Here is a 14246-nt window from a genome sequence, read left to right on the forward strand (position 1 = left end):
ACGCCGACGCACACGGCAGATACAAAGTCCGCGTGCCCGCCGCCCGCAAGGACACGCGCGGCATCTCCTGGGCCGACGGCATGACGCCGGGCCGCACGCTGCCGATCACCGACTTCTTCGTCGCGAAGCCGTCGGACTCGGCGCAGGTCATCAACAACCAGCTCGCGCGCGGCAAGCACCTGCTGCTCACGCCCGGCGTGTACGACATCGCGCGAAGCATCGAGATCAAGCGCCCGAACACGGTCGTCCTCGGTCTCGGGCACGCCACATTCACCGCCGTCCACGGCTCGACCCCGCTCGACGTCGCTGACGTCCCCGGGGTCGTCGTCGCCGGCGTGACCATCGACGCGGGTCTGGAGAAGTCGCCGGTCCTGCTCAGGGTGGGCAAGAAGCACGGGCCGCGCTGGAGCTCGGCGGACAACCCGACGACTCTCTCCGACGTGTACTTCCGGGTCGGCGGACCGCACGTCGGCAAGACCGACATCGCGCTCGAGGTCAACAGCGACAACGTGCTCATCGACCACACCTGGGTGTGGCGCGCCGACCACGGACTCGAGGGCTTCACCGACACCCAGCGCTGGAACACCAACATCGGCCGCAACGGCGCCGTCATCAACGGCGACCACGTGACCGCGACCGGCCTGTTCGTCGAGCACTTCCAGCAGTACAACACCGTCTGGAACGGCGACGACGGCACCACGATCCTGTACCAGAACGAGCTGCCGTACGACCCGCCGACCCAGGCCGACTGGATGAACGGCGACGTGGAGGGCTGGGCCGGTTACAAGGTCGGCAACCGCGTGAAGAGGCACCGCCTCTACGGCGGTGGGGTCTACGTCTTCAACCAGAACAATCCGCAGATCCACACCGAAAACGGCTTCGAGGTTCCGGAGACCCCGGGCGTCAAGCTGCACCACATCATGACCGTCAACCTCAACGCCGGAACGATCGACCACGTCGTCAACGGCGTGGGCGACGCAGCCGACATGACCAAGGGCGGTGTGCCGGTGTACATCACGGACCATCCAGCCCCGTAGGGTACCCCCGGTGGGCCGGAGTCTCCGCGCCCCGGCCCACCGGCACGCCCCCGTGACGCTCCCGGTGACAGGAGGGCTCACCCTTCGCGGACCCGGATGCCGGGTCGCCTGACCACACGGCGACGGTCTGAACCTGAGCAGCCTGTCCGCTGCAAGGCGGACGATCAGGCCGACCTCGCCGCTTTCGCTGTTCGGCTGTGCCATACATCGCAGGGTTGACCAGTCCTGTTTGGTAAGCGATGACGACCAGTTGTGCACGGCCGCGCGCACCCAGCTTCGCCATCGCGTGGCTGACATGGGTACGCACGGTGGCCGGGTCGAGAAACAACTCGGCACCGATCTCGTTACCGGCGCCACGGCGTGAAGGTGCACGTCCTGGCCGATCCGGCCGGCCGGCTGGTGTGGGCCTCACCTGCACTGCCCGGTGCCACGCATGACCTGACCACGGCACGCACCTTCGGCGTTCGGTCAACCGCGCCCCGCTCGCATCCGCGCCTGCGGGGAACGCGCCGTTGCCGCCTTGAAGACCTGGAAGGTCCTGTCCCGCCTGCGTTGCTGCCCGCACCGCGCCACCACGATCGTGCAGGCCATCCTCGTCCTGCAGCTCATCGAAGAAGGCCGACACTCAGGATGAAAGCGCTCGCTGTACCCAGAGCATAGCGCCTCTCTTCGAAGCGCTTTTGCCAACGCGCTCGCATGGGCGTTCCATCCATCCCGGCACTCCTGAACGGACGCCGTTACAACCCGTGCCGAGGATTCGCTTATCCCTGCCGACAAGCACAGCTCCAACACGGTCGCGTTGACAATCTCAACGTAGCGCGACCGCTCCGGAAATGGGGAGAAAGTAGTGGTCCCATCGGGGACGGGCATGGATTTCTTCAGGTGAATGATCCCTTCACAGGTGTCGTTGGATGTTTCTGCCAGTTAGGGCGCCTGACGTGGTTGCAAAGCGATCGCCGTGGCACGACCTGTCCCGGGGTTTCGGCTGAGGGGCAGCCATAATACCCAAAACTTTCCCGGTGATCTGGATGACCCAAATAGGGGGAAGTTTCCATTGATGACACGTTGATCCGATTGCAATCGAACATGTACACATCTCTTGAGCTGGCCCAAGGGCATCCGGCAGCACTAATTACCACTCAACAATGCCCATATAGGCAGAGTGGTTAACAATTGAAGTAAAGGGGGCCTTGCCCTTGATTCGCTTGTCGATTTACCGTGGCGTTCGCATGGACGCATACATCACATGAGCGTGGCGACTGAAGGAGGTGAATGGGGGCCGGTCACGCCCCTACGGGAAGTACAGCCACGAGCGAGGAGGCGACCAAGCGAACCCCGCCCGTGGCACATCATCCGATGCAAGGGGAATCCTATCCAATGCACCTAAGATCAAAAACGTTACTCTGCGCGACAGTCTTAATGCTCGCGGGCATTACCATCGGCCCGCTGACCACAGCGGCCGCACAGGCCACAGCGCCCTCAGACTCTGTCCAGCGGATCCGGCTCGACGACAGCCGGGTAACGGAGATCACGAACACGCCAGAGGGCCGGCAGCAGACCACGAGCTTCAAACAGCGTATCGACACGAACGCCGGCTTCTCCGCTGGTGACGTGAACAGCGTCAAGGCGGACACCTTCAAGGTCTTCGCAGTAGAGCTGCCTAGCATCACTCCAGCGATGGCAGCTCGTGGGAACAACAAGATGACACTTGTCGCTCCCGCGGACATCCCTCTCTCGGACATGACCCTGGTCGTGTCCTCCGGAGATAAGTCTCCCGTAACTGCCGAGCCCAGAGTCAAGGGGACGTCCGGATCGATTTGGACCGATCTCCAGGTAAACGCAAAGCCTCCCGCTGTAGACTCCGGAGAGCGCGCTGACATCGGATCCCAGATCGCAGCGGATACGTATCCCTACACCTACTACCACAAGTGCTTCGCCAGGCAATACGCCCCTGGATGGGGCGACTGGGTCTGGTTCGACCACTGCTGGGACTTCACGATCCAGAAATACGACGGGAACTCGAACTGGAACTACTACTCCATGCACCAGTTCGGTACATGCAAGAGCGAGGTAAGCACTCCCATCCTCGCCTGCGGACTCGGAGGCCAGCGCAATGGTGGCGGCACCATCAGTGGCTGGTATGGATGGGCGCCGAAGAAGGACGAAACCTCCAACTGCCGGAGCCTGAGTATCTCAGTACCGCTCTACGGCGGCCTCTCAATGGGAGGTTCATATGAACACTGCGAAACGAACGACATGAACAAGTACACGGAACCGGCCAAGTTCAGCCACTATTGGCGCGGGCCAGTCAGTCAATCCGATCGCTCGGTCGAGTACCAGGTTTCTTGGTACGTACCTCAGGGCGGGGCAGGGGCGACCTTCGGCCTGTGGAGTCCCCTGGAGATCCCGGATCCTCCAACATCATAAAGGTTTACCTCCAACGTCGTAGAGGCTTGGCGGCGTGAGCTCTACCGGACAGGAGCATACAATGAAAATCCTCGCAGTAGCGGCCACCACCACCATACTGGCGGCCACATGCTCCTGTTCGGTGGATGCCAACCAACCTCAGGGACCGGTACAAGAACCAGAGGCAATCGCGCTGCTCAACCAGGTAGTCCAGGCTGCAAATTCAGAGAACTACGCGGAGCTCTGCGAGAATCTGTCCGGGAGCTCGAAAATGTGCCAGAAGTTGCTCGCCGACGCGAAGAGACAGTGCCTCCAGCCAGGGCCGATCCCTACATGGTCTGTATCCGAGCCCGTGAGTCATGACAACGACATCAAAGGCTGGCATTTGGAGTTGCACGGGAAGACCGGAAATGGAATTCAGTACGTCACCGACTTCATGGTCATAAGAGATATCAACGGCGACGTGCGCACCACAACGCCCGTATATTGGTCAGGTATTCGTCTTGCGAAGAGTAACACTCTCGCTCCAACCGGAGCGCCCGCGCCGTACGGATGCGCGTCCTTCGCCGGCGGCGGCACCCGACCCTCATCGGACGCGCCCTGATGGAGCTGGGCAGACTCGATCGCTCCACCTACCTGGCCAGCTACTACGACGAACTGCTGCGCCGCCGCGTCAACACCCAACTCAACCGGCAAGAATCCCACCACACCCTGGCCCGCAAAATCTTCCAACTGTCGAGATTGAAAGGCGGGAGTTACGGAGGTTCGAGGGTCAGGCCGGTGGCGGCGGTGAAGCCGTCCAGCAGGCCGTGACGGTATTGCATCCGTTTCAGCCGGGCTTTGATCACCGCAGCGAGTTGGTCGGTGGTGCGGGGAGCGAGATTGGCCAGACCACGCTTGAGGGCTGACCAGACCTGCTCGACCGGGTTGAGCTCCGGAGCGTGGGCAGGCAACTGAAACACCGTCAGCCACGCACTACGAGCCTCGATGGAGGCGCGCATCACCTTCGACAGGTGCCGGCGATCGTTGTCCCACACCAGCACGATCTTCCCGCCAAGCAGGGCGTGCGCGGCATCCAGCAGACCGGCGAACTGACGAGGGCCAAAACCCTTGACCTCACCGGAGCGGCCCCGTCGCAGCAGCGTGCGGAACATCAGCCGGGTGCGCTGGCCGGGCCGGATGCAGATCAGCCCGGCCAGGCTCACCCGCCCGTATCCCTTGCCGGTGACCTTGACCACCGGCGTCTTGCCGCGCGGAGCCCAGGTGCGCGCCTTGGGCGGGCGCAGACTCTGCCCCGCCTCGTCCTCGAAACCAGCCACGCATCCTGCTCAGCCACGGTCGCTTTTGATCCGCGGCCACTGCTCGGCCACCCACCGCTCGATCACCTCCTCATCGCGTTCGACGGCCCGATGCACCGGCACCTGCGGGCTCCACCCGACGCGATGCAGCAGATACGACACCCCGCGCGGGGTGTAGCGGATGTGGAACAAGGTGGCGATCAGATCGGACACCCGCGCCAACGTCCAGCGCTGATCCTCCTCCCAGCCGTGCGCCGCCGGACCGCGCTCCAACTCGGCCGCCAGACGCGCCAGCCGACGCTCGTCCAGCCGGCACTTCTCCCCGCCGGGACCTTTGGACGCCAACGCCTGCGTACCACCCTGCTGCCAGGCTCGATGCCACCTGCTGGCCGACATCCGCGTGATCCGGAACCGCCGGGCAACCTCCGCCGGCGACACCCCTTGAGCGAACAGCTCCACGGCCTGCAGGCGTAATCGCTCCCGCCGCTCGCGTTCCCCGGCGCTCAGCCCGCCACCATGCCCATACCTCACCCACCGGGCATAAGCCAGCCAGCCGCCACCGTCACTACCCCCATGCGCCTGTAACTCCTACCTTTCAACCTCAGTGGCAGGCCGCACTGAGGCTGTTCCTTCGCATCGTGGGCTCCTGCGCTCAGCTCGGTGATGCTGGTGTCGTGGTCGCGGAGCATGCGCATGACGGTGGCCGGGAAGGGGTGCCGGCCCCTCTTGGCGCCCTGGGTGATGACCAGGCGGGAGGCGATCTCGCGCAGGCTGAGGTAGGGGTGCCACCGGAATACGGCAGAAACGGGCCGCGAGGTGAGGGCCGGCGTGCCGCGATGGCTGGGTAGGCGGTGGGATGGCCAAGGAACAGGTGGCCTCGGTGACGCCTTCGTTTACCGGCTAGGAGATGCGGTCGCGTACGTCGTCGCGAGCGGGAATGACGAAGCTCCTGTGCCCGTGCCGTACTGACCAGCACGCCCGTTCAATTGCTCCCGCAGGGCATAGACGACCGTGATATATCCCAAGGGGGTATCGGCGGTGTCAATCGTGGTGACGTGCTTGACGGTCTCGTCTTTGGCGCGCAAGGCGGCGATGAGGCCGCCGGGAAGGGTGGAGGTGTCACCGCCAGCGAGTACGGTGCCTCGGCTCACCGCATCCATTCCGGCTGCCAAGGAGACGAGTGCGCTGGCTCGTGCTTCGGCACCCTCGCCTTCAAACGGATCCTCGGGAGCGATCATGACGGCGATCGTCGCGCGCTTGCCTGGTTCCCCGTCGATGCTGAGTAGCCCGGCTCGCTCAAATTCGTCAAGCACCGTGAGGGTGTCCTCGTTGCGGGTCCCCGCTTGGGCGGAGTCGCTGGTCATGAGAGTGCTGCCGAGCAGCATGGCGCTTTTCTCATAAGTGCTGGCTGCGGGATTGATGCTCAGGTCGTCTGGCATGAGCTTATTGACCAGCTTGTCGAGCTCGTCGAGGTGCTGCCGGTCAACGTACGCGTTCGCGAGCGCGGCCCGCCCAGCGTAGACGGCGCCGGCCTGTATGAGCGCCTTCTGAATGGCCTGGCTCTCGGCGGGATTCGCACCTGGGGCCTCCACCACCAGGACTCGCTCACCCGCGAGCACCTCGGCTACCCGCTCAGGCGCTATCGAAGCGATGAACGCGTCATTCTCCGCTTGGAGCCGCTCCAGCGCTTTATTCCGAGTGCGCAGTTCCTCCTTCGTCGTGGCCAGCTGTGCCGTCAGGTCCTGGGTCGTCGTGAGGGCTGGCCCCTGGAGCAGTGATATGCCGAGCACGATGCCTACCGTCAGCGCGAGGAAGATCGAGACGATGGAGGCGATGTAATACCGAAAGTCGATCAATCCGGGCAATCCGATCGGCAATAGGGAGGCGGGTTGCGCCTGCAAGGCTATCGAAAACGGATCATTCAGACGTGTTGAATGCATGGCTTCTTATGGCTGCCACGCTGACGGCGAGATCATCCGTAAACGGGTCGCGGAACGGTCCGGGCACTGTTCATCGTAGAGCCAGCGCCTCGTAGGCCGTGGAGCGGCCGATCTTGAGTGTGCGGGCGGCCTCGGTGATCGAGACGCCATCGCCGACCAAGCGGCGCAGTGTAGCCAGCTCGGCCAGGCCGACGGCGCGGGGGCGGCCGGTCTTCTTCTTGCCGGGCAGCATGGCGCCGGTGGCTTCGCGGCGCTTGGCGGCGGCGATGCCCTCGGCTTGACGCTCGGCGCGCAACTCCAGTTCGTATTCCGCGGCTGCGGCCAGGACCGCGAACATGAACCGGCCCTCCTTGGTGCTCAGATCGAAGTTCTCGGTCAGCGACACCACGGTGATGCCGCGGTCGCGCAGCTCGTTGACGGTGGTCAGCACGTGCCCCGCCGAGCGGCCCCACCGATCGGATTTCCAGAACTTCAGCGTGTCGCCCGCCTTGGGCAGCACCAGAAGCGCGTCCCACGCCGGTCGCGCGACGCCACGCTTGCCTGATTCCTTTTCCATGACCAGTTCGTCGTAGCCGCTGACTGCCAGAGCGTCGAGCTGGATCTGCGGGTTTTGATCGCGTGTCGAGACGCGCGCGTACGCCCAGACGGTCATCGCGGCACCTCCGACAGTGTCCAAAAACGTCTACCTTTCTGGACACGTTAGCGACCTGGTACGACGCCGTCCAGAAACCTCTATCCGGAAAGTCGATCCAGCATGATCGGGTGTTCCGTCACGGGGCAAACAGGACGCGGGACGGCGCTGACCTTGCCCCGCATGTGTGCAGCGACTTGAGCCGGACCGAGCAGCGTGCCGTAGGTGAACACCGTGAGCACTGAGGCCGCGCTCCAGCGGTGGCCGGATCCGCCGTAGTGCGGCCGCCGCGATCGGGTGCACGGTGAAACCCGCGGTCCACACGGTCACCTGGGCCCGGATGCTTCCGCCCGCACCGGTGACCACGCCGTTCGCTTCGACGCGCGTGATGTCGGCGTGGTCGTGCCCAAGCCGCTGGTATGCCTTTCAACCACACCAGCAGCGCCAGCAGATGCTGATCGTCCTGCGTCTTGCCACGCGCCCACTCCACCTCAGCCAGCGAGGGGGTGAACACCTCCGCCAACTCCCGAGCGGATACCACCCGCGCGAACCTCGGGTAGGCGGTCCGATCGATCGACGCCACTCGAACTCCCGGAAACCGTCACCAATCAGCGCGAACCCTTAGGTCTTAACGATCGATGATCAAGCCCGCGGCCCGTTTCCGCCGTATTCCGGTGGCACCCGCGCCAGGGACAACCACGAGGCCGAACGCGAAGAGCCACGCCGCGACCAGAGCACCCGCGACGCCGAGCGGGACACCGGCGCCCGTGAGTCGGAGCCGCACACGCAGTCCCCGGCCGGCCGGCGTTCGCCGGAGGCCGGCGAGGCGTCCAGAGCCGCGGCCCGTGAGGCCGAGCGTGAAGCGCTGAGCGGCGCGCCAGCGCCCGGCTGACCCTGTCGCGCTCCCGCTACGGAGTCGGCCTGCTCTCCGACGCCGAACTGGCCACGCGTCTGTGCGACCTGACTCAGGAGATCGCCGCCGCGGCCGCCAAGGTCCGCTCCGCCGAGCAGGACAAGCAGCGCTTCGCCCGCGAAGGCGGCGGCCCCGCCGAACAGGAACTGCTCGCCAAGCGCCAGGACCTCGCCGAGCAGGTCCGCCGGATTCAGGCCGCCGAGGCCGCCGCCGAGCGGCTGCGCGAAGCCGAGCAGCAGATCGCCATGGGGCATCAGCACCTGGACGAGCTGCGCCAGCGCGAGTTCGCCATAACCGGCGAGCTCGACGCCCTGCGTCCGTGGAACCGGGCCCGTCGCCGCGAACTGGAAGCCGAGCTGCCGCAGCTGCGCGACCGGCAAGCCTGCCAGCATCAGGACCTTGAACAGATCCTCATGCGCCGCCCAGCGCTGGAACAGGGCGCACGCCAGGCCGCCGACAGGCCCCCTCCGCGGTCTCCTGGCCGCTGATACGGCGCCGCCACGACGACCTGACCCGCGACTTCGACGCCGTCCAGCGCGGTGCCCGAACCCGGGATGTGACCGCTGCGGCCCGCAGCGCCGACGAGGCCCGCGCCACCAGGTCCCGCCACCAACAGGAGCTGGGCGCGCTCAAGAACGAGGTCTCCCGACGTGCAGATCTTCCCCCAGACCGACGAGAGATCGAACAGGCTGCCCGGGCCGAACACGCACAAGCGCGCCGTCAGGCCAGCGCCGAGCACAGTCCAGGCAGGCCCATCCCCGCACGCAACCTGCAACGAAGTCGCTCCACCACCCACCAGACCCCGCAAAGAGAACATGAGAACAGCGACCGAGATCGCGACATCGGCCGCTGAGCCTCTTCTCGGCCGTAGGAGCGGGGCGCTCTACGCAACTCGGGGCGTGCTCAGCGTGGTGTGCTTTCCGTTGCTTACGTGCGCAACGCACGCCCAGACGCCGTTTGCCGTCCGTACTCGAGAGCCATTTGGCGCTTCGCTCACGGGGCCGCCCCGCTCCCCTGCGGTAGCCCTTCAGCGATTTGGCGTGGAGCGTCGGCAACCGGAGGGCGCTCCGGCCGCGGCGCGCGTGCTCGACTATTTGCCGAGCGACTTTATGGTCACCGATATTTCATCGTAATTGTCGTTCAATGCATTATCGTTAATCCTAAGGTGGAGCTCGCCCTCGGGGCCACTATTTCGAAGAATGCGCTTTCCTCCAACCTCAAACGGTTGGCCATCGCCGATCATTCCAATCAAGCCGGCGTGAGGCATGCAGCAGATGTTGTGTGGCTGTTCGGGATCCTGTGAGCATATTTTCGCATCGGTGCACCCTTCCGGTCCTACAGCGTATGCGCTACCGAATGGGTGCCATTTTCCGTTAGCGGTAATTTCAACTCTTTCCTCGTTAGCTATCCGAACTCCAGAGTTTTGCATCCCTCGGAGGCCGACACTGGAATCGTAGGTGGATGTTCTTCTTCGCGCGTGGCCCAGAAGATTGCCATGCCAACGCCAACGGCACCCCCAAAAATGGCTGCAACCGCCAATGAATTGGCGCGTAGTAGCAGCCCCCTTCTGGCTGCCAACTCCGTCAAAAAGTACGCTAGAAGGCTCACGAATACGACCACTACAACCGCAACAACCGCTCGCGCGAACAACCCGCTCCCTTGTATGTGACTTACAGTGACTATGTATTACGCAAGGTAGCAGATCGTGGTATTGACCTTGGCCAGGCGGAAGATGAGCGCCGTGTCTCCATCGGGTAGCCGGTGCAGGCTGGGCAATCGTCGCCCCATGAGAGCCTTCGGGAGTTCCTTGAACTGCTCTTTGTAGAGCTTCTCGAAGGTCGGGTCGCAGTAGAACGACTCGGTGTCGCCTATCCTCTCCGGGCGGAGTGGGCCGCCGACTGCACAGCTGTGGCCAGGACCTCCTCCGGGTCGGGGCTCGCGCGCACCAGTCGCTGATCGCAATGTCGGAATTGCCGGTGGCGCCGGTCCCCCCGGAAAAGGCATTGTTCACCTGCCTGAGCAGGGGTGCCGAACAATCGCACCGTCACGATGCTGGTGCCACGGGGCCGCCGGCGGTCAAGCGGTCATGGGGATCGCTTGACCGCCGGGAACCGCTGAGAGCCGCCCCGCAAACCCCTAGATCTCTCAGGAAGGACATGCGTGCACAAGAAACCCAGGTTGACCCTGGCGATCGTTCTGGCGCTCGTGACGTCACTCACTTCAGTCGTTCACCTGGGCACCGCGGAGACGGTGCGGGCCGACACATCCGCTGATGACCAGTTCATTCCGCTGACCCCCACACCCGTGCTGGACACCAGGTCCGCGCTGGGCACGCCCACGACGACGAAGGTGGCGCCCAACGCCTCGGTGACCTTCCAGGTGACCGGTGTCGCTGGGATCCCGGCGACGGGCGTCTCGGCCGCAGCGCTGAACCTCATCGCGATCGCACCGGAGAAGTTCGGCTGGTTCACCGTCCACGCTTCGGACACTCCGGTCACCACCTCGTCGCTCACCTACCATCCCGGCGAAAGCACGACAGGGCAGGACCTCACGCGGCTGACCGGGACCGGGAAGGTCACGGTCAAGAACAACGGTGAAGGGCCGGTGCACATCGCGGTGGCCGTCCGCGGATACTTCCTCGACGCCGCCGACACCCAGGCGGGCAACGAGTACTACCCTGTCCGCACCGATTACCTGTACGACACGCGCCCCGAACTGGCTACCGGCAGTCCGGCCAGGACCACCCCGATCGACGCCAATTCCTCGGCGACCTTCGATGTCGCGGGACAGAAGGGCATCCCCGCGGCCGGCGTCAACGCCGTCGCGCTCAACGTGGTCGCCGCTCACCAGAACACCGCCAAGGGCTGGCTTTCGCTGTATCCGTCCAACCGGCCCGACCCACGCGTCTCCACCGTGGACTACGTGCCCCACGAGGCGAACAGCAATTTCACCATCACCGAGCTCACCGGCACGGGCCAGCTCACGATCACCAACCACGGATCCGCCCCGATCCACGTCTCGATCACGCTTCGCGGCTACTTCATGGGCGTCACCGCCGACGGTGAGGGTTCGTACTACAGGCCCGTGGCCACCCAGCAACTCGTCAACACCCTTCAGGGCATCGGCACCGCCGGTGGCAGCACCGAGCCGCTTGCCCCCGGAGCCGTCCTCACCTTCGACGCGACCCGGTTCGCCGGCGTCTATCCCGACGAGGTGACCACTGCCGCGATCAACGTGAACGCACGCCAGCCGACCGCCCAGGGATGGCTTTCCGTCTATGCCGAGGACTCCGAGGATCCGAGCATCTCGAGCGTCAACTTCGACCAGGGCGGCGAGTCCACCAATGGTTTCGACCTGGCCATCCCCGGCTTCAACGGGAAAATCACGATCGCCAATCACAGCAGCGGCACCGTGCACGTCCAGGTGTCCGTCCGGGGATACTTCATCCTGCCCGACGACCCGGAGAACGCTCCCGTCGCGGAAGAGGTGCTCGAAGGGGAGGGCGAAGAGAGTATCCCGGTCGAAGACGGCGAGGCGGGCACGACGGCCAAGGTCAAGTGGAAGGACTATAAACGCGAGGTCTTCTGCGAGTCGCTGGGAAAGGCCCAGTTGAACAACTACTGGGTCAGGTACCGGCGCTACAGCAACGGCAAGAGCCGGGTCCGGAACATCTACGTCGACGTCCGCGACGAGGGATACGGAACCAAGGAGAGCAACTATGCCGCCTGGCGAGGTTACGGCGGTAACGTGACGTACTTCTACGGCGAGAACAAGAACGGCGCCTACTCCCACTGGTGGGAGGGCAGGTACATCGCCAAGTATTACCCGACCCGGAGCGCCAGGCCTTATGTGAAGATCGCCGCCAAGTGGAATCGGATCGCGCAACCGGATGTGGTCTGCCGTGGATACATCAACGTCTACTGAAGGCCGTCATCCACTGTCCTGACGGCTCACGGGAACACCTGCTCCACCGATCCGGGTGGTCCCGACGATCGTGAAAGGCCGGCCGATCCGGGTGAACGCCCAGGTCGGCCGGCCTTTCAGTTGCACGCCGATCAGGCGCACCGCGCCCCCGCTGCCGGCAGCGGGCCGGCAAGGGCCGCAGGGCCGCCCTCAGCTGGTCGCCTGTGCTGCGGTCCAGGTCACCGGTCTAGACCTTGCCCGGCCCGGGCGCCTGGCTCTGGAGGCTGCGGGCGAGGTCGGTGACGACCTTGATGATCTGGTCCACCGAGGTGTCGGCCAGCCCGACGACGGCCTCCTCCACGAGGTCTCGCCACAACTCCTTCACGCGCAGGACGACGTCCTGGCCTTCGCCTGTCAGGCGGACGACGTTCGCGCGCGTCCTGGGCTGCGGGGACGCGGCTGACCAGGCCCGCCGCCTCCCATTCGCGCACCGTGAGGGTGATGCTGGGCGGTTCGCAGCCCGCTCCGGCGGCCAGTTGCCGCCGGGTCTGCGGGCCTTTGGCGCCGAGCAGCAGAAGTACGGCCTCATGCCCGGGGTGCAGCACGTCGGCGGGACGCCATGCCGGGCACGTGCCGGGAGAACGCGTCGAGCAGCTGCTCCTCCCCCTCGAACAGCCCCATGCCTGGTCCACCTCGCCGTGGAAGCTGTCTCGGCCGGTCATGGCAGGTGCGAAACACGTGTTCCGTGCTGAGATTGCCGACGGTGAGAGTTCTGGCTAACTAGATATGTACGGAGGAAAGGTTCGCTCGGCGACTTTGGCAAGCAACGCGGCGTCAGCAGAGCTGAAGCAGTTGACCCGGCGAGTGATCCACCCGTGCAAGCGTGACGCGCGCATCAAAGCCGTACCGCCCACGTTGATCGCACCCCAGCGAGGCAAGCGAGCGCCGTGCACGGCGATGACCGTGACGACGTCAACGCGGCGCCCTGTCGCGTGCCGCAACACCTCGCTGACCGTTCGCGCCTCGAAGAGCACAGGACGAACGATCTGGTCGATCGGCGTGCGACCGACCCAGAGCTTGCCGCCTGACGGCCTGATGGTGGTGCGGCGGTGCCACTTCTTGGAGTCGATGACGAACACGCCGGTTGGGCCGATGATCAAGTGATCGACGTTGGCTCGGGTGCCGGGCAGTGCGCGGTCGTGGAGCACGGTGTACCCCGCCAGTTCCAGTGAACGGAGTCGGCGAGCGGTGGCCCGCTCACCTGCGGCTCCCTTGCGCCAGGCCAACGTGGCGGAATGCCGCCGGTTGTGGTAGATCCAGTCCGCGCCCATGGCCAGTACGGCCGCGATCAGGGCCGCTTGCCAGCTGAGCAGCCACCCGGCCGCGATGCCGGCGAGCAGGGCCAGGGTGACCCGCGTCGCCCATCGCCGAGTGCGGGTGGCCGCCAGGCACCTCTCCGATGGTCGGGGCCTTGCTGATCAGCCCACGGTACGCGCCAGCACCGACAGCAGGATCTGAGATTCGCTGATGGATGAGCGGCGGGGCGCGTCCAGGGAGCACGGCGACCATCCGGTCCCATTGCTCCTGGCATCGCTGGATTCGCTGCAGGTAGTGGTCATCGACTTCCTCAATCACCCACCAGCCCACGGGTGGATACCTGGTGCAAGAGCACGTGGTCGTAGTGGGGCAGTCCCATGGATTCGCCGCTCAGGTCGACTAGGTAGGCGCGCATCTTGAAACGAGGCTTCCGTCTTCGGCCTTGCTCGTCTGTGACGACGGCCGGGACTTCGGGGGCGAGGTAGCGGGCGTACACGCGCGTCACCACCCAGCGGTGGATGGGGTCGGCGTGTGGTGCGGCCCGGCCACCCGGGCCGCGGTCGTGGGGTCGGTTGTGCAGCTCTACTCGGCGCGGATCCATGAAGGCCATCATCGAACATATAAGCGGAGATGGGGGCAGCTACAGCCAGCGCAGCTCGTCCAGCACGGGCGCGAGGGCTTGATGTTGTCACGGCGGGAACAAGGCTGAGGCTTTTCCAACCTGATCGCGCAGGTCAGCAGGGGCGGCGCTGGGACCGGTTGGCATGAGAAGAGGCTCCCGGTAAGACAGCAGTCGACCAA

12 protein-coding genes and 4 pseudogenes are annotated in these 14246 nt (G+C 65.0%); 7 read left to right on the top strand and 9 right to left on the bottom strand.

The window, feature by feature from the left end; translation table 11 throughout:
• Window positions 1-1037 (top strand): annotated as a pseudogene (locus tag AB0H81_RS39020) (adenylyl cyclase); the annotation flags it as partial.
• A gap of 211 nt (window positions 1038-1248) precedes the next feature.
• On the opposite strand, the pseudogene AB0H81_RS39025 reads toward AB0H81_RS39020, so the two are convergent.
• Window positions 1249-1383 (bottom strand): annotated as a pseudogene (locus AB0H81_RS39025) (LuxR C-terminal-related transcriptional regulator); the annotation flags it as partial.
• Here AB0H81_RS39025 and AB0H81_RS39030 point away from each other — a divergent pair.
• The 4 genes and pseudogenes from AB0H81_RS39030 to AB0H81_RS39045 all read left to right on the top strand — a co-directional run.
• Window positions 1380-1671, top strand: a pseudogene (locus AB0H81_RS39030) (IS5/IS1182 family transposase); the annotation flags it as partial. The pseudogenes AB0H81_RS39025 and AB0H81_RS39030 overlap by 4 nt on opposite strands.
• A 785-nt stretch (window positions 1672-2456) precedes the next feature.
• On the top strand, window positions 2457-3464 hold the full coding sequence (locus tag AB0H81_RS39035) for a hypothetical protein (protein WP_358385607.1): 1008 nt from the start codon (window positions 2457-2459) through the stop codon (window positions 3462-3464).
• Window positions 3465-3525: 61 nt separating this feature from the next.
• Window positions 3526-4047 carry a hypothetical protein gene (locus AB0H81_RS39040; protein ID WP_358385632.1) on the top strand — a complete coding sequence of 174 codons (522 nt, stop codon included), beginning with the start codon at window positions 3526-3528 and terminating at the stop codon, window positions 4045-4047.
• The gene (locus AB0H81_RS39045; protein ID WP_358385629.1) at window positions 4047-4256 is read left to right on the top strand and encodes a Tn3 family transposase; all 210 of its coding nucleotides are present in this window, start codon (window positions 4047-4049) and stop codon (window positions 4254-4256) included. The genes AB0H81_RS39040 and AB0H81_RS39045 overlap by 1 nt, the downstream gene beginning before the upstream one ends.
• Here AB0H81_RS39045 and AB0H81_RS39050 read toward each other — a convergent pair.
• The 5 genes from AB0H81_RS39050 to AB0H81_RS39070 form a co-directional block, all read right to left on the bottom strand.
• Window positions 4199-4762 (bottom strand): transposase, encoded by a 564-nt coding sequence (locus AB0H81_RS39050; protein WP_358385610.1) that lies wholly within the window; start codon window positions 4760-4762, stop codon window positions 4199-4201. The two genes, AB0H81_RS39045 and AB0H81_RS39050, sit on opposite strands and share 58 nt — an antisense overlap.
• A gap of 9 nt (window positions 4763-4771) precedes the next feature.
• Window positions 4772-5272, bottom strand: coding sequence for a winged helix-turn-helix domain-containing protein (locus AB0H81_RS39055; protein ID WP_358385612.1), 501 nt, complete (start codon window positions 5270-5272; stop codon window positions 4772-4774).
• A 362-nt stretch (window positions 5273-5634) separates the two neighbouring features.
• Window positions 5635-6681 carry a copper transporter gene (locus tag AB0H81_RS39060; protein WP_358385614.1) on the bottom strand — a complete coding sequence of 349 codons (1047 nt, stop codon included), beginning with the start codon at window positions 6679-6681 and terminating at the stop codon, window positions 5635-5637.
• 70 nt (window positions 6682-6751) lie between these two features.
• A complete protein-coding gene (locus AB0H81_RS39065; protein WP_358385617.1) occupies window positions 6752-7333 on the bottom strand; it encodes a recombinase family protein in 582 nt (193 codons plus the stop codon).
• A gap of 621 nt (window positions 7334-7954) precedes the next feature.
• A complete protein-coding gene (locus AB0H81_RS39070) occupies window positions 7955-8617 on the bottom strand; it encodes a hypothetical protein (RefSeq protein ID WP_358385620.1) in 663 nt (220 codons plus the stop codon).
• Window positions 8618-9390: 773 nt separating this feature from the next.
• On the opposite strand from AB0H81_RS39070, the gene AB0H81_RS39075 reads away from it, so the two are divergent.
• Together AB0H81_RS39075 and AB0H81_RS39080 are read left to right on the top strand one after the other, a co-directional pair.
• A complete protein-coding gene (locus AB0H81_RS39075) occupies window positions 9391-9528 on the top strand; it encodes a hypothetical protein (RefSeq protein WP_358385623.1) in 138 nt (45 codons plus the stop codon).
• 857 nt (window positions 9529-10385) lie between these two features.
• A complete protein-coding gene (locus tag AB0H81_RS39080; protein WP_358385625.1) occupies window positions 10386-12149 on the top strand; it encodes a hypothetical protein in 1764 nt (587 codons plus the stop codon).
• A gap of 226 nt (window positions 12150-12375) precedes the next feature.
• Here AB0H81_RS39080 and AB0H81_RS39085 read toward each other — a convergent pair whose 3' ends face one another.
• From AB0H81_RS39085 to AB0H81_RS39095, 3 genes and pseudogenes are all read right to left on the bottom strand, one after another.
• Complete coding sequence (locus AB0H81_RS39085; protein WP_358385635.1) at window positions 12376-12513, bottom strand: hypothetical protein; 138 nt, start codon at window positions 12511-12513, stop codon at window positions 12376-12378.
• 55 nt (window positions 12514-12568) lie between these two features.
• Window positions 12569-12733, bottom strand: a pseudogene (locus AB0H81_RS39090) (MarR family transcriptional regulator); the annotation flags it as partial.
• A 171-nt stretch (window positions 12734-12904) separates the two neighbouring features.
• A complete protein-coding gene (locus AB0H81_RS39095; RefSeq protein WP_358385627.1) occupies window positions 12905-13459 on the bottom strand; it encodes a nuclease-related domain-containing protein in 555 nt (184 codons plus the stop codon).
• Window positions 13460-14246: the final 787 nt, after the last annotated feature.

The organism is Nonomuraea sp. NPDC050691, assembly GCF_040654455.1.
GTDB lineage: Bacteria > Actinomycetota > Actinomycetes > Streptosporangiales > Streptosporangiaceae > Nonomuraea.

Coding starts and splice junctions, on each gene's coding strand:
- AB0H81_RS39070 (WP_358385620.1), bottom strand. CDS start 8,617: ATGCTGGCAGGCTTGCCGGTCGCGCAGCTGCGGCAGCTCGGCTTCCAG.
- AB0H81_RS39065 (WP_358385617.1), bottom strand. CDS start 7,333: ATGACCGTCTGGGCGTACGCGCGCGTCTCGACACGCGATCAAAACCCG.
- AB0H81_RS39035 (WP_358385607.1), top strand. CDS start 2,457: ATGCTCGCGGGCATTACCATCGGCCCGCTGACCACAGCGGCCGCACAG.
- AB0H81_RS39060 (WP_358385614.1), bottom strand. CDS start 6,681: ATGCATTCAACACGTCTGAATGATCCGTTTTCGATAGCCTTGCAGGCG.
- AB0H81_RS39040 (WP_358385632.1), top strand. CDS start 3,526: ATGAAAATCCTCGCAGTAGCGGCCACCACCACCATACTGGCGGCCACA.
- AB0H81_RS39045 (WP_358385629.1), top strand. CDS start 4,047: ATGGAGCTGGGCAGACTCGATCGCTCCACCTACCTGGCCAGCTACTAC.
- AB0H81_RS39095 (WP_358385627.1), bottom strand. CDS start 13,459: ATGGGCGCGGACTGGATCTACCACAACCGGCGGCATTCCGCCACGTTG.